18 protein-coding genes and 1 tRNA gene are annotated in these 18,238 nt (G+C 50.0%); 13 read left to right on the top strand and 6 right to left on the bottom strand.

Annotated features, from left to right (window positions below; genetic code table 11):
- On the bottom strand, positions 1–191 hold a 191-nt coding region (locus IPL17_RS19130; RefSeq protein WP_345308681.1), incomplete at its 3' end, for a hypothetical protein.
- Positions 192–228: 37 nt separating this feature from the next.
- On the opposite strand from IPL17_RS19130, the gene IPL17_RS19125 reads away from it, so the two are divergent.
- The 5 genes from IPL17_RS19125 to IPL17_RS19105 all read left to right on the top strand — a co-directional run bounded on the left by IPL17_RS19125 (position 229) and on the right by IPL17_RS19105 (position 4,235).
- On the top strand, positions 229–1,251 hold the full coding sequence (locus IPL17_RS19125) for a DHHA2 domain-containing protein (protein WP_345308685.1): 1,023 nt from the start codon (positions 229–231) through the stop codon (positions 1,249–1,251).
- Positions 1,252–1,308: 57 nt separating this feature from the next.
- On the top strand, positions 1,309–1,638 hold the full coding sequence (locus tag IPL17_RS19120; RefSeq protein ID WP_345308680.1) for a DUF86 domain-containing protein: 330 nt from the start codon (positions 1,309–1,311) through the stop codon (positions 1,636–1,638).
- A gap of 86 nt (positions 1,639–1,724) precedes the next feature.
- Positions 1,725–2,057 (top strand): hypothetical protein, encoded by a 333-nt coding sequence (locus tag IPL17_RS19115; RefSeq protein ID WP_345308679.1) that lies wholly within the window; start codon positions 1,725–1,727, stop codon positions 2,055–2,057.
- A 64-nt stretch (positions 2,058–2,121) separates the two neighbouring features.
- Positions 2,122–2,919 (top strand): XdhC family protein, encoded by a 798-nt coding sequence (locus tag IPL17_RS19110; RefSeq protein ID WP_345308678.1) that lies wholly within the window; start codon positions 2,122–2,124, stop codon positions 2,917–2,919.
- 272 nt (positions 2,920–3,191) lie between these two features.
- Positions 3,192–4,235, top strand: a complete 1,044-nt coding sequence (locus IPL17_RS19105; protein WP_345308677.1) for an SPFH domain-containing protein — start codon at positions 3,192–3,194, stop codon at positions 4,233–4,235.
- A gap of 148 nt (positions 4,236–4,383) precedes the next feature.
- Here the strand turns inward: IPL17_RS19105 and IPL17_RS19100 are convergent, their stop codons facing one another.
- Positions 4,384–6,003, bottom strand: coding sequence for an NAD(P)H-hydrate dehydratase (locus tag IPL17_RS19100; protein ID WP_345308676.1), 1,620 nt, complete (start codon positions 6,001–6,003; stop codon positions 4,384–4,386).
- A gap of 113 nt (positions 6,004–6,116) precedes the next feature.
- Between IPL17_RS19100 and IPL17_RS19095 the strand changes: the two genes are divergently transcribed.
- Positions 6,117–6,590, top strand: a complete 474-nt coding sequence (locus IPL17_RS19095) for a toll/interleukin-1 receptor domain-containing protein (protein WP_345308675.1) — start codon at positions 6,117–6,119, stop codon at positions 6,588–6,590.
- Between the two features lie 67 nt (positions 6,591–6,657).
- Here IPL17_RS19095 and IPL17_RS19090 read toward each other — a convergent pair whose 3' ends face one another.
- The 3 genes from IPL17_RS19090 to IPL17_RS19080 all read right to left on the bottom strand — a co-directional run bounded on the left by IPL17_RS19090 (position 6,658) and on the right by IPL17_RS19080 (position 9,654).
- Positions 6,658–7,056, bottom strand: a complete 399-nt coding sequence (locus IPL17_RS19090; RefSeq protein ID WP_345308674.1) for a hypothetical protein — start codon at positions 7,054–7,056, stop codon at positions 6,658–6,660.
- Positions 7,057–7,222: 166 nt separating this feature from the next.
- Positions 7,223–9,166, bottom strand: coding sequence for an aldehyde ferredoxin oxidoreductase family protein (locus IPL17_RS19085; RefSeq protein WP_345308673.1), 1,944 nt, complete (start codon positions 9,164–9,166; stop codon positions 7,223–7,225).
- A gap of 77 nt (positions 9,167–9,243) precedes the next feature.
- Positions 9,244–9,654, bottom strand: coding sequence for an SCP2 sterol-binding domain-containing protein (locus IPL17_RS19080; protein ID WP_345308672.1), 411 nt, complete (start codon positions 9,652–9,654; stop codon positions 9,244–9,246).
- A 165-nt stretch (positions 9,655–9,819) separates the two neighbouring features.
- Between IPL17_RS19080 and IPL17_RS19075 the strand changes: the two genes are divergently transcribed.
- From IPL17_RS19075 to IPL17_RS19060, 4 genes are all read left to right on the top strand, one after another.
- The gene (locus tag IPL17_RS19075; RefSeq protein WP_345308671.1) at positions 9,820–10,728 is read left to right on the top strand and encodes a transporter substrate-binding domain-containing protein; all 909 of its coding nucleotides are present in this window, start codon (positions 9,820–9,822) and stop codon (positions 10,726–10,728) included.
- A gap of 77 nt (positions 10,729–10,805) precedes the next feature.
- Positions 10,806–11,654 carry an amino acid ABC transporter permease gene (locus IPL17_RS19070; protein WP_345308670.1) on the top strand — a complete coding sequence of 283 codons (849 nt, stop codon included), beginning with the start codon at positions 10,806–10,808 and terminating at the stop codon, positions 11,652–11,654.
- 1 nt (position 11,655) lies between these two features.
- Positions 11,656–12,417, top strand: a complete 762-nt coding sequence (locus IPL17_RS19065; RefSeq protein WP_345308669.1) for an amino acid ABC transporter ATP-binding protein — start codon at positions 11,656–11,658, stop codon at positions 12,415–12,417.
- Positions 12,418–13,182 (top strand): arginine deiminase family protein, encoded by a 765-nt coding sequence (locus IPL17_RS19060; protein ID WP_345308668.1) that lies wholly within the window; start codon positions 12,418–12,420, stop codon positions 13,180–13,182.
- 88 nt (positions 13,183–13,270) lie between these two features.
- Here the strand turns inward: IPL17_RS19060 and IPL17_RS19055 are convergent.
- Positions 13,271–13,352, bottom strand: a tRNA-Leu gene (locus tag IPL17_RS19055).
- Between the two features lie 64 nt (positions 13,353–13,416).
- On the opposite strand from IPL17_RS19055, the gene plsX reads away from it, so the two are divergent.
- From plsX to IPL17_RS19040, 3 genes are all read left to right on the top strand, one after another.
- Positions 13,417–14,436 (top strand): phosphate acyltransferase PlsX, encoded by a 1,020-nt coding sequence (gene plsX, locus IPL17_RS19050; RefSeq protein ID WP_345308667.1) that lies wholly within the window; start codon positions 13,417–13,419, stop codon positions 14,434–14,436.
- Positions 14,437–14,541: 105 nt separating this feature from the next.
- Complete coding sequence (locus IPL17_RS19045) at positions 14,542–15,237, top strand: hypothetical protein (protein ID WP_345308666.1); 696 nt, start codon at positions 14,542–14,544, stop codon at positions 15,235–15,237.
- Between the two features lie 202 nt (positions 15,238–15,439).
- Positions 15,440–18,235, top strand: a complete 2,796-nt coding sequence (locus IPL17_RS19040) for a helicase C-terminal domain-containing protein (RefSeq protein WP_345308665.1) — start codon at positions 15,440–15,442, stop codon at positions 18,233–18,235.
- Positions 18,236–18,238 lie beyond the last annotated feature (3 nt).

The raw sequence follows: 18,238 nt of genomic DNA, 5'->3' as shown, positions 1-18,238 counted from the left end.
CTGCTCACTGATGCATCGCCGCGATTCGAATCGGTCATGCGCCGTCTTTGATACCATCCATCCTGATTCCAACTCGGCGCGGCCTGGACTCTTGCCAGTAAAACAGGCGGCATTGCTCCTGTTGTAGGTGAAGATGGCAAACCATACGGCGTCATCAACGGCATGAGTCTTTTCAAATATTTCACAGCCATACTTGGCCCGCGTCCTGGAGACACAACCGTGCGCGAAATGATGTCTGCGCCCTGCAAGGATGCGGCTGATATAAAGGTACCGAAATTCGCAGCCAACGCGCACATCCGCGATTCACTCAACAAAATTCTAAGGGATGAACATGATGACTACTGGGTTGTGGATGAACACGGTGATTATGTTGGTATCGCAAGTCAGCGTGAAGTGCTAAACCCGCCGCGGTTAAAGATCATCCTTGTCGATCACAACGAACCGCGTCAGGCCATTGCCGCGCTTGAAGAAGCCGAACTGCTTGAGATACTCGATCATCACCGCCTTGGTAATCCCTACACTCATCAGCCCATTCGATTTACCGTGGACACCGTTGGATCAACTTCGACGCTGGTAACGGAACTAACCGCCGAGGCTGGATTCTCCATGCCGCCCCCGCTGGCAGGCACGCTTCTCGCCGGGCTGTTAGCTGATACGCTCATCCTGACATCGCCTACCACCACGCCGCGTGACAAGGCCGCCGCAGAGAGATTATCCCGCTGGGCGTTCGTTGGCGGAAGTCCGCTCAAAGGCGAGACGCTCGAATCCTATGGCAAAGCTGTGCTAAGCGCAGGTGCAGGACTCTCCAACCGTGAGCCAAAAGATGTGGTCAGCACAGATATTAAACCGTTTGAAGGCGGCGGATTCAAATTCGCTGTAGCGCAAGCCGAAGTGACCGACATCATGCAGCTTACCGATCATCTTGAACCACTGCAAGGTGCGCTCAACGATCTGCGAGACAAACGCGGACTTGATTTTGCCATGCTGCTGGTCACGGACGTTGTTCGCAGCACAAGCCGCTTACTGATCACATCCAAAGCTCCCTCCATTCTTGACGATCTCCCCTACCCGCCTCTCTCTGACGGCACACGCGATGCAAAAGGCGTTGTATCAAGAAAGAAACAATTACTGCCTGCAATACTGGGTTTGCTGGAAATCGATAGCTGTCGAGTTAGAAAAGCGTATAAGATACAAACACCCTTGGCCAAAATTCCGCCGCGAGACATTTATTACGGTACAATGGATATATGATCAAGTACGCAAAAACCATTCTCAATTCTCTTTGGAAACAAGACAAGGCGGCCGTTTATGAGTAATCAGGATGCCGTCTATTTGCATCACATCTTCGCCGCCATTGAACAGATAGACCGCTACACACGAGGCATGTCTGAAAACGAGTTCCTATCCCGCGCCATGGTGCAGGATGCTGTCGTCCGTCAGATCCAGGTTATTGGAGAAGCGGCGAATTGCATCTCAGCCGAATTTCAAGGCGAGCACCCAACCCTGCCGTGGTCTAACATGACAGGGATTTGCAAAAAGATCATCCCCGAAAATTTCAGCGTTAACCTTGCAAATGTATGGAACACCGTCCAGGACGATCTTCCGCTCCACAAACACGCCATCAAGAAATTTTTGTAGAGAATTTTTTCAAGCCGCGCACACATCTAAAACCTGTTGTGCTATACATTTACGCATCCCAAGCGTGTAGATGCCGAAAGAGTATCATGGACAAAATCCCCAATTCTCATTTGATCGAAAAAGACATACCCAGCCATCGTGCAAGCTGGAAAAAGATAGAACCTTTTGCACTAACCTTTGATGGCTACAAGCATTGGGGTTCCTTCAAAAGATGCCGCGAAGTTGCTGAAATAGGAGTGACACTTTATCGTGAGAAAAAAGAACTCAACCAATCACTGACCGACCTGCGCACCTGCCTCTTCTTTGAATCCCGCCGCTGGAAGCACTATGAAAAGAGTCCTTCCAAAAAAGGCATGGAGTATGTTCACATACTTGTGGAAGCCATTCGCGTGCGTGTGGCTGCAAAAGAGATCGGATAATTTATTTGAGAGCGGGAGTAAGCTCCCGCTCGGACAGCTCGCTGTCCGACTCCAGAGTTAACCAATGAATTCCATTTATCAAGCCATAGCAGAACTTGAAAAGAATAACGGATCTGCCGCACTGTGTACGGTGACGAGCAGTGAAGGCTCCACGCCGCGGCATGTAGGCAGCAAAATGCTCGTCTATCCCGATGGAAAATTCATCGGCACCGTTGGCGGCGGCGACCTTGAGCATCGCGTACTCGATGAAGCGTGGATGGCGATCAGCGACGGCCAGCCGCGCAAATTACATTACAACATGGCTGACCCCTCACGCGGTGACGTTGGCGTGTGCGGCGGTCAGGTGGAGGTTTTTGTGGAACCGATCCTTCCTCCCCCACTGCTCGTCGTCATCGGCGCGGGGCATGTGGGCAAAGCTGTTGTCCATTTGGCAAAATGGCTGGGATACCGCGTAGCGGTCAACGATGACCGCGCGGAATTTTGCACACCTGAAGCCACTCCAGAAGCGGATGCGTATTATCCCGTGACAATGGATGAACTCCCCAAGCACACTACAATCGATAAGCGCACGGTCTTGATCTTAACCACAAGAGGATCAGCCGTCGATGCGGCAGGACTCGCCCCGCTGCTTGATTCCGCTGCCGCGTACATTGGCATCATCGGCTCAAAACGCAGATGGGCAACCACGGTCAAAGCGTTGAAGGATAAAGGTGTCAGCGCAGAAAAGATCGCCAAAGTCCACTCACCGATGGGATTGGAATTACAAGCCGAGACGCCCGAAGAGATCGCAGTCAGCATTATGGCTGAGGTGATGATGATCAAAGAAAAAGGGACGGGTAAGTCGATGAAGAGTAGTGGATAGTGAGAAGTAAAGTAAGTAAAACCCCGAAGGGGTGGAACGATTATAGAGAGAAGTAAATTAATAGTTACCAACCCCGAAGGGGTGACATGATACCGAGTAGGAAAACGTTCGAGAAAACAGAAGCAGGTTGAAGGTTAAGAATGACGCGCTGTTTGAGATCAGGGAAATTTCACGGGTAGTACATTCGGGTCGAAGCGCGAAACGATTCGGGTTGGAATTCGTAAAGAAATGAGGCTATAATTTGAACATGATCATAAAAAAGGAGAGAAACCATGGCTAGAATTTTTGATGTCATTGAATATGCAACTGAGATGAATGATGAGATCGTCCACCGCTTCCCCGAGACAGGAATCGGCGATTTCCGCATCGGCTCGCAGGTGATCGTGCGCGAGAGCCAAACAGCGGTGTTCTTCCGCGACGGCAACGCGTTGGATGTTTTCAAGGCGGGGCGACATACGATCGTAACGGCAAATATTCCAAAGATCATTGATTTCATCGGCAAGGCTTTCAACGACCGCACACCGTTCCCAGCGGAAGTTTATTTTGTTTCGATGAAGGAATTTGCGAGCAAGAAGTGGGGCACGCCGCAGCCGATCATCGTCCGCAATCCGAATATGGGATTGGGCGTGGCGTTATTACAAGGCTTTGGTACTTATTCCTTCCAAGTCAAAGACCCTCAGCAGTTCGTGACCCAGATCGTCGGCACAACTGGCACGTACCGCACCTCTGAAATCGAAGAACGCCTGCGCACCATGCTGCTCTCGAAATTGCAGGATGTGCTCGGCGAAACCGCCGCGAAGAATTCCGTGCCCGAAATGATCGGCCTGACCGAGGAGATCGGCGCGGCAGTGCGCGCGAAATCCAAGGATGAATTTGAAGCCATCGGTTTAACGCTTAAGACTTTCTATGTCGGCAACTTGAAGCCTTCTGATAAATCAGCTCAGGAACTGCGCGACATGGGCATGCTCGACATGGCAACCTATACCCAACTGCAAGCCGCGGATTCAATGCGCGATGCGGCACAGAATCAAAGCGGCGGCGCTGGCCTCACAGCTGGCATTGGCGCTGGCATGGGCATCGGCAATTTGATGGGACAGGCTTTACAAGGCGGTATGCAGAATAATTCACAGGGCGGCGCTCCTGCTGCTGGCGCGAAGATGCCTAGTATCATGACCCCCGCTGAAGCAGCTCAGTTCATCAAAGTGACCGAAGCTGATATCCTTTCCGCGATCACCGATGGAAGTTTGAAGGCGAAGAAGGTTGGTTCGGCGTATCGTATCAGCAAGGATAACCTTGACGCGTTCATGAATAGTTAGCGTTTAGCTGTTAGCAATTAGCTTTTAGTAAAAGAGACTTTCCGTGTGGAGAGTCTCTTTTGTTTTTTCTTGGTTTTCAGGTTGGAAAGTTTGAAGGTTGGAAGGTTATAACATGTAAACTTTTAAACCTGCTAACTTGTAACGGAAATTATTCCAAATCGCTGATCACATCCACAACACTATTCAAAATATCACTTGCCATCACAGATGCGGTTGTACCGAGGTCTTCAGCGGCGAGCAAACCTGCTTCAGCGTGGATGTATGCGCCAGCGACGGCGGCATCGTAAGCGTCCAAGCCTTGTGCGCGCAGACCGACGATCAGACCAGCTAAAACGTCACCTGTGCCAGCACGTGCCAACGCGGGCGAAGCAACAGGGATCACGGTCAACTGTCCATTGGGCGCGGCGATCACGGTGAACGCGCCTTTCAATACCACCACATGCCCCCATTCCTTTGCATATTTGCTTGCAACGGCCTCACGATCTTTTTGAATTTCATCCTTCGGCAAACCTGTCAGCACAGACATTTCGCCGGGGTGCGGAGTCAAGACACTGAGCGGAGGAAGTTTCATGTGCCAGTCAGAAATTTTTGCGAGCAGTTTCAATCCGTCCGCATCCACAACCATGGGCGGCAAATTTACAGAAACATCGTCCTTCATTTCCTTATGAACAAAACCTATTTGCGATGTCTGCTTTTTGGCATTGGATTTGCCTGTGAGCAATCCTTCCAAAAATTCCTTTGTCTTGGCTTCGAGTCCGAGTCCTGGCCCGACCAGTAAAGCTGATGCGCTTTCAAGGGACTTGGTCAGCGCTTCGGCAGCGCTGCCTGAAATATTGCCCATGTCATGCGGAAGCAAAATCCACGTGGCCTCTGGGAGTTGACCTGCCAGCACGCTATGCAATGGACTCGGCACCGCCATCGTCACAAGTCCCGCGCCCGAGCGATACGCCGCCATACCAGCCAATAACGCCGCACCAGTGTAGTTGATGGAACCAGCAGCTATCAGTGCAGTACCAAACGTCCCTTTGTGTGAATCGAGCGCGCGCTCAGGCAGGAGTCCAGACACCAGTTCATGATCCGCCACTTCGGTTTTCAAATCATAAAAGGAAGCGAGATCATCAGGCAAGCCAATATCCACCAGCGCCAGATCACCGACAAATTCGAAGGCGGGCAATTTCAACAATCCGCGTTTGACCGCCGCCATCGTGACCGTCAGATCGGCGGGCAGACATTCGAGCGCGGCCTCGCCAGTATCGCAATCAACTCCAGAGGGACAATCCACCGCGATGATATAAGGCGGGTTGTCCATGTCAGACATAATAAAAAGGGACTGCTCCAACACGGCAGAAATCTCAGCCTTGAGCGGAAGTTTAATTCCCGTGCCAAGCAAGCCATCCAACAAAATATCAGCGGATTCAAAGCACATGCCCAGCGCGGAAAAGTCCTTATCAGTTTCCGCGAAGGTCACTTCCCCACCCGCCTCAACGAAACGAGTCACCAGGTCATCCTTCTTCTTGCGCTTGACCACATACGCGCGCGCATGCCAGCCTTCCTCCACAAGATGAGTCAACGCGACAAGCGTATCGCCGCCATTGTTGCCAGGACCGACAAGACCCAGCACTTCCTCCCACTCATCATCGAACGCGATCTCGTTGACAATTTCCGCAAGCCCGCGGCCTGCGTTTTCCATCATCTCGGCATAAGGCAAGCCGTTTGCATCTGCTTCTTTTTCAATCTCGCGCATCTGCGCGACGGTTACGAGTTTCATGAAACTCTCCTCAAAAGATGAAATAAAATCCAAAAAGTGCAACGTTATTATAATCGCAGGGAATGAATGGAATTGCTGTATAATTCGTGCAATCCTTTTCGCGGGAAAATCTCATGCTCACCCCCCAACCCTTGCGTGTTTTTCTATGTCATGCCTCTGCGGACAAGCCTGCTGTCCGCAAACTTCACCGTTATTTAAAACAACGAGGCATCATTCCATGGCTAGATGAACTTGACCTGTTGCCAGGTCAAAAGTGGGAGATCGAAATTCCCAAAGCATTGTTTTCATCAGACGTCATACTTGTTTGTCTGTCAAAAAATTCAGTGACAAAAGAAGGTTACGTTCAAAAAGAAATCACTTTTGCGTTGGATAAAGCCAGCGAAAAATTAGAAGAAACAATTTTTATCATTCCAACAAAGTTGGAAGAATGCGAAGTCCCGCAACGCTTGAGAGACTATCAATGGGTGGATTTATTCCGCAATGACGGCTACAAGCGATTAATGCAAAGCCTGAAAAAACGCGCTATTGATCTAGGCCCAAGTGTACTGCCGATAATAGATGATACACAAAAATCAAACCGATTGTAAATCAAGAGGAGCAACCAGCATATCTCTCTGAAAAAAATCGCAGGGAGATTTCCAGCCCAATTTCACTTCAAGTTGAAATAGATAAACCCCAAGACCTTTTAGAAAGCAATTTAGAAGAGAAACGTTTAACGAGAGAGAAAATTGAATTGGAACAAAAAGCTGAAGAGGAGCACAATAAAAGAGAGGGTGTGATAGTACCTGCAACAGAGGGCAAAAAGTCGCCAATCTCGCAAATTAACGCTGCAGCAAAAAGCCAGCCACTTAAAGTGACCTTGAAAAGGACACTAAAAACTAATGCCATCATTCCGGCGATTGTTGTTATTCTGGTTTTGTTTTGTGCTTTTGGCGTTATATATTTTGGCTCCCTTGCTCCTGAAACTTCTTTAAGCACGCTGCCGTCAATGGTCTCAAATATATACACATCAACTGGAACTACTTGCAATATAAGAAAAACTACTTTTTCCACTAATGAAGATGTTTATGTATGTATAGACCTGGCATATACACAATTAAACACTAAATTTGAATCAAGATGGTATTACCAACAAAAATTTTTGGGTAAAATATTGCATTTTCAGATCACAAAATTAACCAATACAATCGACAGTAATCAGCAGTTTACCTATTTTTACTTAAACAATCTCGCTATAGCTGGAACCTACAGAGTGGATATCTATATGGGGCAGAAAATAATAGGTACTAGATATTACTACGTAGAAAAATAAGAGAGATAAACCAAAAAGTTGCAACCTAAATCTTACTTTCCAAATATCATTCGCCACATCAACCAATCCCAACTCAATCAACTTCTCTTTGGATGGTTTCCCACTTTCCTTATCCCATCCGCGCGCTTCATAATACGCATTCAGCATTTCAGGGAAATCAGGGACAAATCCTTCCGCGCCGCCTTCCTTGTATGGTTCAAGAAAAGCCTTGGGCAATTTATCATTCGCGCGAGTTAATCCCATGCGATTATTGATGGCGCGTTTGAGATTCCAGCCGCGTTCGCCTGAGCGCATCATATCCTCGAGAGTCCATTCGTAACCGCAGGCCGCGTTGACCAGGTCCACTTGCATTTGCGGGTCAACATTGGCGAAGATGCACATCACAAAGGAATTAAAGAATGTCCGCCAGTTTTGATGACGCGCCACATTCGCGGCTTTCTCGGCCTGCGCGTGACGGTCAAAGTAGGTGATGCCGATGCTCTCCTGAGTATTGCCCCAATCCACGAGGAAATAATCAGATTGGTTATGGCACGCACCGCGCGGACTTGTCGCATACGCAAGCGCCATGCCCGAAACGCCGCGCGGATCGTGATACGCGACTTCGAGTCCATTCACCTGCACGGCTTCATCTTCCGCGTTGAACGCTTTTCCAAATTGACGCGACCCGCGCGAAAGCAAGTCACCGATCCCTTCACGCTTTGCGATCATGTGGATCAACTGCCGCACCGCCATGAAATTTCCCCATGTCAGTTCAATGCCGCCAGTATCCTGTTTGGTCAACTTGCCCATTTCATACAGATGAAATGCGAGGCCGATCGTGTTGGCCGTGCTGATGACATCCATGCCATATTTATCGCACAACTCGCCGAGCCGCGTCACTTCAACGAGATCATCGATTAAAAGATTTGGGCCAAAGCCAACGATCGTTTCGTATTCAGGCCCCTTGCGTTTTTTGCCGTCGCCAATATTCACCACACGCCCGCACGCGATCACACAGCCCTGGCAAGCACTGTATCCCACCAAAATACTTTCAGACATCTTCGAACCAGAGACATTATCCACGTTTGCGAACGAACCCTGGTGATAATACTTCGACGGCATTTGCCCAAGATATTCTGCAAAATTCGCCGCGCTCGCCGAACCAAGTTCGTGAATGATCCTCGCCTGATTGTCCTGTTTGAGGGTGCGGTTCGCCTCGGAACGCAAAGCCGAATAACGTTCTGCATCCACAAGTTCAATTTTCTTTTTTCCATATACAGCAATTGCTTTGAGATTCTTCGAGCCCATCACCGCGCCGAGGCCAGTGCGCCCCGCCATGCGGCCGTGGTCACAGCAAATGGATGAATACAACACTCCGCGCTCCCCCGCTTCACCGATCACTGCGACTCTTGCACCTTTGACTCCGACTTCCGCCCTGACAAGTTCCTGCGTCTCGTAGACATCCCTGCCCCAAACACTCGCCGCATTTCTGACCTCAAGCCTGCCTTCTTCGATCCAGAGATAGACGGGGCTTTGAGATTTTCCTGTCACCCACAAACCATCGTATCCAGCCGCCCGCAGCTCAGGCCCCCAAAATCCGCCAATATTGGATTCGGCCCACAATTGAGTCGCTGGGCTTTTACCGCAGATCACAAAGCGACCAGTCGTTGGTCCCGAAGTTCCAGTGAGCGGCCCATTGATAAATAACAAAGGCGACTCAGGTGATAGCGGGTCAAGTTCCTTTGTGAGATACGGATACAGAATCCGCGCCGCAAGAGATGCGCCGCCGAGGAAGTCACGCTCCCATTCTTTGGGGATGATGAATTCTTCAGTTGTGGCTGTTGTGAGATTTATTTTGAGGATGGGTTGCATTTGAGTTTACAAGTTTTAAAGTTGGCAAGTTTACAAGTTAACCTTCAAACTTTCAAACCTGCCAACCTGCAACTGAATTATAAAATTTCTTCCGTCGCTTCACTCGCCACGCGGACAAAGTCCAGCACGGTTGGAACATTGCGCATCATATAACCCATGCTGCCCTGAACTTTTAGTTTCATGGTCATCATGGCTGTCATGGGATTCATTCTGCCTGTCAGGATTGCAGTGATGTTGTTGTAGGTCGCGGCTAATGTGAAAGCAGGTTTTGGGTAGGCAGATGCATCAGGCTTGTATTCTGCCTTTCGGCATTTCCCATGCCACAGGTCCAGATAGAACGTGAGTTCCTCTTTCAGGTTACCCTCCGCTTCGATACGGAAAAACAAATCCCCTTCCCAATTCTTGGCGATGTCGGCATATTTTTCATCAGAGTTGAGTTTTGTTTCGAGCCCCTTTAACCATTCTTCACTTGGAAACACAGCAGTCATAAAAAAACCTCCACATCAAAGATATTGGTATTGTACCATTATGGAATTATGTATAAAATTCCTTGCACAAATGAAAAAAATAGTCTATGCTTAACACCACGGGATGAAGTTCATCCCGTGGCAATTTAATTATTGCCCAATATTTCATGTCTCTTGGAGGAGCAAATGAAAAAACTGTTTACACTGGCCAGCCTGCTTGTTCTGGCCTCCCTCGTCCTTTCTGCTTGTGGCGGGGGCGCTGCAAAAGCGGACAACGTGCTTGATGACGTTATGAACCGCGGATACATTTTGATCTCAACTGATCCAAACTATGCCCCACAATCATTCCTTGACACAACCGCCAAACGACCGGATGACACCAAATGCCCGTCTGACGCTTTAACCACTGCCGAAATGCAAGGCTTCGATGTGGATGTTGCCAAAGCCATCGGCACCGCCCTCGGTGTTGAAACTTGTTTCGCCACCCCCGGCTGGGATCTACTCACCGCCGGTAACTGGGCCGACAAATGGGATATGAGCGTAGGCTCAATGACCATCACCACCACACGTCAAACCGTTCTTGATTTCAGCGTGCCCTACTACTACACTCCCGCAGTTGTAGCAGTTGCCGCAGACTCCAGCTATGACACACTTGAAAGCCTCGCTGGTCAGGCTCTTTGCGCTGGTGTTTCCACCACCTACGAATCATGGCTGAACAATGACATGGACGCTCTCGGCTTGCCCGAATCTTCCATTTACGCCAAAGTTCCAGAAGGCGTGACCGTTGTCCCGCTCGATAGCGATCAGGAATGCGCGCAGTCCATCGCCGCTGGCCGCACCGACTTCGTTGGTTATGTCACATCCGGTACCGTTGTGGATGCGAACCTCGCTGCTGGTTTGCCCGTGAGAAAACTCGAAGGCGTTGTGTACTCTGAAGACCTCGCCGCCGCGTTCGACAAGGCTTCCACACTTGACACCACTTCCCTGCGCGCCAAAGTGGACGAGATCTTTACCGCCATGCACGCTGACGGCACCCTCTCTGCCCTCTCCATCAAATGGCTCGATGGTCAGGATCTGACTCAAGCTCCCAAATAAATTTTTGCAGATACAAAAGGGAAGCGGCTCGCGCAGCGTGTCGCTTCCCTTATTTTTTATATTCAAGGGAGATCGGCATGAATATGTTTTCAAAAAAACAGGATGCACCCAAATCACAAGCCGAATTGATCTATGAAGCCCAGGCGCGCAAAGAGCGCCATTTCCGCGCCAATGTAGGACTCTCCTGGTTTGTTTTGCTTTTTATTCTCGTCTTCACTTTCAGCGGTCAGGAAATCACTATTGGGTCAACCACCTTCAGCGGTATTCAGGTGGACACAGAGTTCATGAAAAACAACCTGACCTTTATTGCCGGTGGGGTGAGTGAAACAATAAAGATCTCGATCCTGTCGATTGCGCTCGCGATGACCCTCGCGCTGTTGGCGGCTCTTGGACGGCTCTCGACTTTCCCGCCGATCTATGCGCTTAGTACTTTTTATGTCTCGCTCATTCGCGGGACTCCCCTTTATTTACAGATCTTCTTTTTCTTTCTGGCACTGCCGCAACTGGGCATAATTTTGCCAGGCCTGGTCGCTGGCGTATTGGCTCTTGGTCTTAATTATGGAGCTTATATGTCCGAAGTATTTCGTGCCGCATTAAGCTCAGTAGGCAAAGGTCAGCGCGAGGCAGCCATAGCGCTCGGCATGACACCAAACCAAACCATGCGGCGCATTATTCTTCCACAAGCCCTGCGCTTCGCCATTCCACCCATCGGCAACGATTTCATCGCCATGACCAAGGATTCGGCGCTGGTATCAGCTACAGGCTTCGTACACGAACTGATGTGGCGCTCCACAAAAGTTGGGCGCGCGCAATTCCACAATCTCGAAGCGTTGATCATGGCCGCTCTTTTTTACTGGGGCATGACCTTGATCCTGACCTACATCCAAAGCATCATCGAAAAGCGCCTTGCCAAAGGAGACCGATAACATGGTTCCCATTGTAAGAATCTCCAACCTTGATAAATATTTCGGCCGCCTGCATGTGTTAAAAAATATCAGCCTCGATATAATGCAGCGCGAAGTGGTCTGTCTTATTGGACGCAGCGGCTCAGGCAAAAGCACCCTGTTACGATGCATCAACTTCCTTGAAGAACCTTCACATGGCAGCATTGAAGTGGATGGCGTCAAAGTTGACGGCGGAGAGAAAGGCGCGCGTCATCGCCAGCTCATTCACGATGTGCGTTTGAAAACAGGCATGGTGTTTCAGGAATTCAATTTATTCCCGCACATGTCGGTGCTCGAAAATGTGATCGAAGGTCCTGTGATCGTCAAAGGGATGGATAAGAAAAAAGCAATTGAACTCGGCGAGGAAAACCTGGATCGAGTTGGTTTGTTATTTAAAAAAGATGAATACCCCATGCGTCTCTCCGGCGGACAAAAACAACGCGTTGCCATCGCACGCGCGCTGACCATGGAACCACGCGTCATGCTTTTTGATGAACCCACTTCCGCGCTTGACCCTGAGCTGATCGGTGAAGTATTGAACGTGATGAAAAAGGTCGCTACGGAAGGCATGACCATGATCGTGGTTACACACGAAATGGGTTTCGCCCGCGAAGTTGCCGACCGCGTGCTGGTGATGGGCGACGGTGAATTGATCGAAGACGCGAAGCCTGCCGATCTATTCAACAGCCCCAAAGATCCACGCACAAAAGCCTTGATCGACCGCTATCGCTCTGGAGAACAATAAATGACCGTTGCAATTACACGCGATGTCAGTCCGCGCTTTAACGAATGCGAGATCACGCACATCGACCGCACACCGATAGATGTTGAAGTCGCGCGTGCTCAACACCACGAATATGTCAATGCGCTGGCGTCGCTTGGATGCCAGATCGTGGAATTATCCGCCGAAGCCGATTTGCCAGATTCAGTATTCGTTGAGGACACAGCATTCATCCTGCCTGAAGTGGCGGTCATTACGCGGCCCGGAGCTGATTCTCGCAAACCAGAGACAGAGTCCATCATCCGGGCATTGTCGCCCCACCGTGCGCTGGTGCATGTCGCTGCGCCCGCCACAGTGGATGGCGGCGATGTGCTTGTGCTTGGACACGATATTTATGTCGGCATCTCAACACGCAGCAATGCCGCAGCCATTGAGCAACTGCGGGAGTTACTTGATGTTTATGGTTATAAAGTGACTGGGGTAATGATGCATGATTGCCTTCACCTCAAAACCGCCTTAACAAAAGTTGACGACAACACTGTTCTTATCAACCCAAACTGGGTGGACACTTCCCACTTCAAGGATTTTGATTGGATCGAAGTCGATCCATCCGAACCTTTTGCGGCAAATTGTTTACCGGTGAATGGTCAGATCATTTACCCCACATCATTTCCAAAAACACGCGCCAAGCTTGAAGCACGCGGATACAAAATTCAAGCGGTTACTGTGGATGAACTCGCAAAAGCTGAAGGCGCGGTCACCTGTTGCAGTTTGATCATTTCACAGTAAACAGAATCAATTCCAGGTTAAGCGCGAAGCGGGTTCTTCATCCAAAAAAGAAAAATCCCCGAAATACATCGGGGATTTTCATTGCTTGTGCGCTGGAGAGGACTTGAACCTCCACGTCTTACGACACACGCACCTCAAGCGTGCCTGTCTGCCAATTCCAGCACCAGCGCAAGCAGGCCGTATTATAATCGGCTTGCTTTTCTTGTCAAGCACAGAAATCACAGGAGATATGTCATGGTCCGAATCGTAGTAGATGCAATGGGAAGCGATAATTTTCCAGTACCAGATGTTGAAGGCGCAGTACAGGCCGCGCGCGAATATGGTGTGGAAATTATTTTGGTGGGAGACGAATCTATCATCAAGCCGGTGCTTGAAAAACAAGATACCACGGGATTAAACATCCGTATTGTGGATGCGCCTGAAATGTTGACGATGGAAGATAAGGGCGAAAAGTTGGTTTTGAAAGCGCGCAGTAAAGACGCGAAGAATTCAATGGCCGTTGGGATTGACCTTGTTAAAAAAGGCGAAGCAGATGCATTTGTCAGCGCGGGCAACACAGGCGCAGGCATGGTGACCGCATTGTTCCGCCTGGGACGTATTCGCGGCGTTGACCGCCCTGCGTTGGCTCCGATCTTCCCCACCGCAACTGGCACATGTGTTGTACTTGACATTGGCGCAAACCCAGATTGCAAACCTGAAAATCTTTTGCAATTCGGTATTTTGGGAAGTATCTATGCCGAGAAAGTACGCGGCGTGAAGAATCCCAAAGTTGGTTTGATCTCGAATGGCGAAGAAGAAGGCAAAGGCAATGAACTGGTGAAAGGCGCATCACCTTTGTTCAAAGCGTCGAAGTTGAATTACTTCGGGAACGTGGAAGGCAAGGAAGTGATCGGCGGCAAAGTGGATGTGGCTGTCACGGACGGATTTACAGGCAACGTCATGCTAAAATCATCTGAGGCCGTTGCAAAATTGATCACAGACAGAATCCGCGAGATCATTAAGAACGGCAGTATCGCCACAAAGATCGGCGGCTTGCTGGTAAAGCCTGCACTCGGTGCGATCAAAAAGTTACTTGACCCAAGCGAACAAGGCGCGGCTCCCCTGCTTGGCATCAATGGATTGGTATTTATCGGTCATGGCCGCTCGGATGCTTTTGCCATGAAAAATGCAGTCCGCGTGGCAAAACATGCCGTGGATGTAAAAGTGTTGGACGCAATGAAATCTGCAATCGAAGAGAGTTTGAAAAACGCCTGATAATGTCATTGCGAGAGCAGCAATACCGCTCGAAGCAATCCCCTTATTCATAAATTTCAACCCGCTTCCCATGCCGTCCCCGGCATGGGAGCATTATAGGAAAACATGAAAATCATCAAGAATGAAAAATTAATATCCCGAAACGGCAAGATCGGTCAATATACAAGCCTCGGCGCTTTGGTTGTGCTTGGACTAGGCATGTATATCTCGTTCACAAAGCCAGATCTTTTCACATACTCGGTCGTTTGTCTGCTGATCGGATTCATTATGACCCAGGTCGGCATGTATATGGGCAATCGCTGGGGACGATCTCCGCGCCCCGATGAAAAATTTGATGCAGGACTTAAAGGTCTGCACAGCGATTTCAGCATGTATCATTATTCAACTCCTGTATCACATCTGCTGGTCGGGCCATCAGGTGCGTGGGTACTGCTCCCCTATCACCAAAAGGGAAAAGTGGAATTCAAAAAGAACCGCTGGAAGATGAGCGGCGGCGGGTTTATGCAAGCCTACATGCGCATCTTCGGGCAGGAAAGCATTGGCCGCCCAGATATTGACGCGGAAACAGAAGTACAAACGCTCAGAAAGTTCTTTGCAAAAAATCTGGACGAGTCATTTGCGCCAGAGATCAAACCTATTTTGGTGTTTACCAGCGATGAAGTTGAATTGGAACCAAACGATTCCCCCATCCCCGCAATGAAACTGAAGCAACTCAAAGAGTTCATGCGGCAAGGCGTAAAGAACCGCGCATTAACCAGTGACCAGATCGCTAAGATCACCGGCTTGTTTGCGCAAGAATAAATAGGAAATAGTAATACTCGTCATGTCGTTGCGAGGAGGGCTCTTGCTCTTTCCGACGAAGCAATCTTCTATTATTTGGAGACTGCTTCGGCAGAGAACAAGAGCGCCTCGCAGCGACATTATTGATATGGTACACTTGTTCTATATTTGAAATCACCAAAAATCAAATTCTAAATTTAGTAATTACGAGATACCCTGCAATATGAAATCCATTGTTTCAATTGACATAGAAACTACCGGCCTCGACGAAAACCGTGAAGCCATTATTGAAATTGCCGCTGTTAAATTCAATGGCCGCCGCGTGGAAGATGAATTCTCGACACTCATCAATCCGGGCAAGGCGATTCCCGAATTCATTACCGGGCTAACCGGCATCGACAACGCGATGGTGCGTCAGGCTCCGCGCCTGATTGATATTAAGCAGGAACTTTTAGCCTTTGTCGGTGATGCGCCCATTCTCGGTCACAACGTCAAATTTGACATTGGTTTTCTGCGCAAGGCGGGATTATTTCCATATCATCAAACCATCGACACCTACGAACTCGCATCCGTGTTGATGCCGACTGCCAGCCGCTACAATCTCGGATCGCTTGGCCAACAGTTAAACATTCCACTGCCTGCCACACACCGCGCGCTCGATGATGCGCGTGTTACGCAAGCCGCGTATGTGCGCCTGCTCGATATCGCCAGGGAACTTCCGCTGGAAGTTTTGCAGGAGATCGTAGAGCTTAGCAACTTTGTGGATTGGGATGCGGGCTGGGCATTTGAGCAGGCACTTCAAGCGCGCGCCAAAGAAGGGATCAAATCCAAATCGACTACGAGCGCTTCAATTCCAAAGCCGAAATTTGATTCAGCGAAAAAAGATTTTTCTCCGATTGAGAAGAACGAAGAGCCAACTCCGCTTGACCCAGAAGAGGCCGCATCTGTTCTGGAGTACGGCGGACCGTTTGCGCAATACTTTGAATCTTACGAGCATCGCCCCGAACAGGTGGACATGCTCAAAGCTGTGACCAATGCCCTTTCAAACGGCAACCATCTCCTCGTCGAGGCTGGAACCGGTGTTGGTAAATCGTTTGCGTATCTTGTGCCGGCGGCCATGTTCGCAGTCCAGAACAATACCCGTGTGGTCGTATCCACCAACACCATCAACCTGCAAGATCAACTCATCAAAAAAGATATTCCCGATCTGCAAGCCGCGTTGAATTTGGATGTGCGCGCCGCTGTGCTCAAAGGCCGCTCGAATTATCTTTGTCCGCGCAGACTGCAATTTATGCGCACACACGGCCCGAAGGACGCGAACGAAATGCGCGTGCTGGCCAAGATCATCGTTTGGAAGTTGGACAATAACAGCGGCGACAGAAACGAATTAAACCTGACCGGCCCGATCGAACGCGAAGTGTGGGGCAGGCTCTCGGCAGAAGATGACAATTGCACAACCGAAACCTGCCTCGGACGAATGAGCGGTACGTGCCCGTTCCATCGCGCCAAACAAGCCGCGCTGAGTTCGCATTTGTTGATCGTCAATCACGCGCTCCTGCTATCGGATGTTTCCACGGGCAGCAAGGTTTTGCCTGAATACGATTACGTGATCGTGGATGAAGCGCATCACATGGAAAATGCCGTGACTGGCGCGCTCTCGTTCCGCATGACTCAAAATGATCTGGAGCGGATGCTAAAAGAATTGGGCGGATCGTCTGCGGGCTTGCTCGGCAGAATGCTGACAGAAACTCACGACGCGCTTCGCCCCTCTGACTTTGGACTGCTTCAACAAAAAGCAAAACATGCCACCGACCAGGCATTTCGCCTCGAACAAATTACGCACGAATTTTTCAAAGTATTGGGTGACTTCATTGCGCGTCAGCGCGAGGGACAACCTGTCAGCAATTACTCGTGGCAAATGCGCGTGATCCCTTCCACACGCACCATGCCCGGCTGGGACGATGTTGAGATCATGTGGAGTCAGATCAGCGAGACGATGGGCTTGCTGATGAAGACTCTCGATGAAATTTATAAAGCGCTGGGTGATGTCTACGCGGAAGGTCACGAGAACGTACAGGATGTGATGGGAACCCTGAGCAATCTGATGCGTCGCATGGGCGAAGCCGAAGCCGCATCTTCAGGCATGATGCACAAACCGTCCAATGATTCGATCTACTGGGTCGAAGTTAATCCGCGCGGCGAGAGACTCTCGCTCAATGCCGCGCCGCTGCGCGTTGGTCCGCTGGTGCAGGAACACTTATGGCATAAAAAAGCCGCAGTCATCATGGCATCGGCTACGCTGACCACACATGGAGAGTTTCGTTATCTGCGCAATACACTCTCTGCTGATGAAGTGGACACACTCGCACTCGGCTCACCATTTGATTACGAATCAAGCACTTTGCTTTATGTCGCCAATGACATCCCAGAGCCGAATGCGCAAGGCTATCAGCAGGCGCTTGACCGCGCCATTATCACCACTGCCAAAGCCACCGGCGGACGAATGCTCGTATTGTTCACATCTTATGCGGCGCTTAAGAAAACGGCGCAAGCCATTACCGGTCCGCTGGGGCGTGAGGATATCTTCGTCTTTGAACAGGGCGAAGGCGCGTCACCAAACGCGTTGCTTGAATCGTTCAAGTCCACTGAGCGGGCTGTGCTGCTTGGCACACGTTCCTTCTGGGAAGGCGTGGATGTACCGGGTGATTCACTCTCCGTTGTTGTTATCACCAAGCTCCCGTTTGGAGTCCCCTCCGACCCGATCATTGCGGCTCGCTCCGAACTGTATGAGGATTCCTTCAACGAATATTATCTACCCGAATCGATTCTAAAATTCCGCCAGGGATTTGGCCGCCTGATCCGCTCCGCATCTGACCGTGGCATTGTCGCGATCTTTGACAGGCGTGTGCTGACAAAGCAATACGGAAAATTATTTTTGGAATCACTTCCGCAATGTACGGCGCGTCAAGGCGCGGCGGCGGGATTGGCAAAAATGGCAGGCGACTGGCTGGGCGTTTAGCAG

The organism is Candidatus Villigracilis saccharophilus (assembly GCF_016711665.1).
This window is presented reverse-complemented; position numbering and strand designations above follow the sequence as displayed.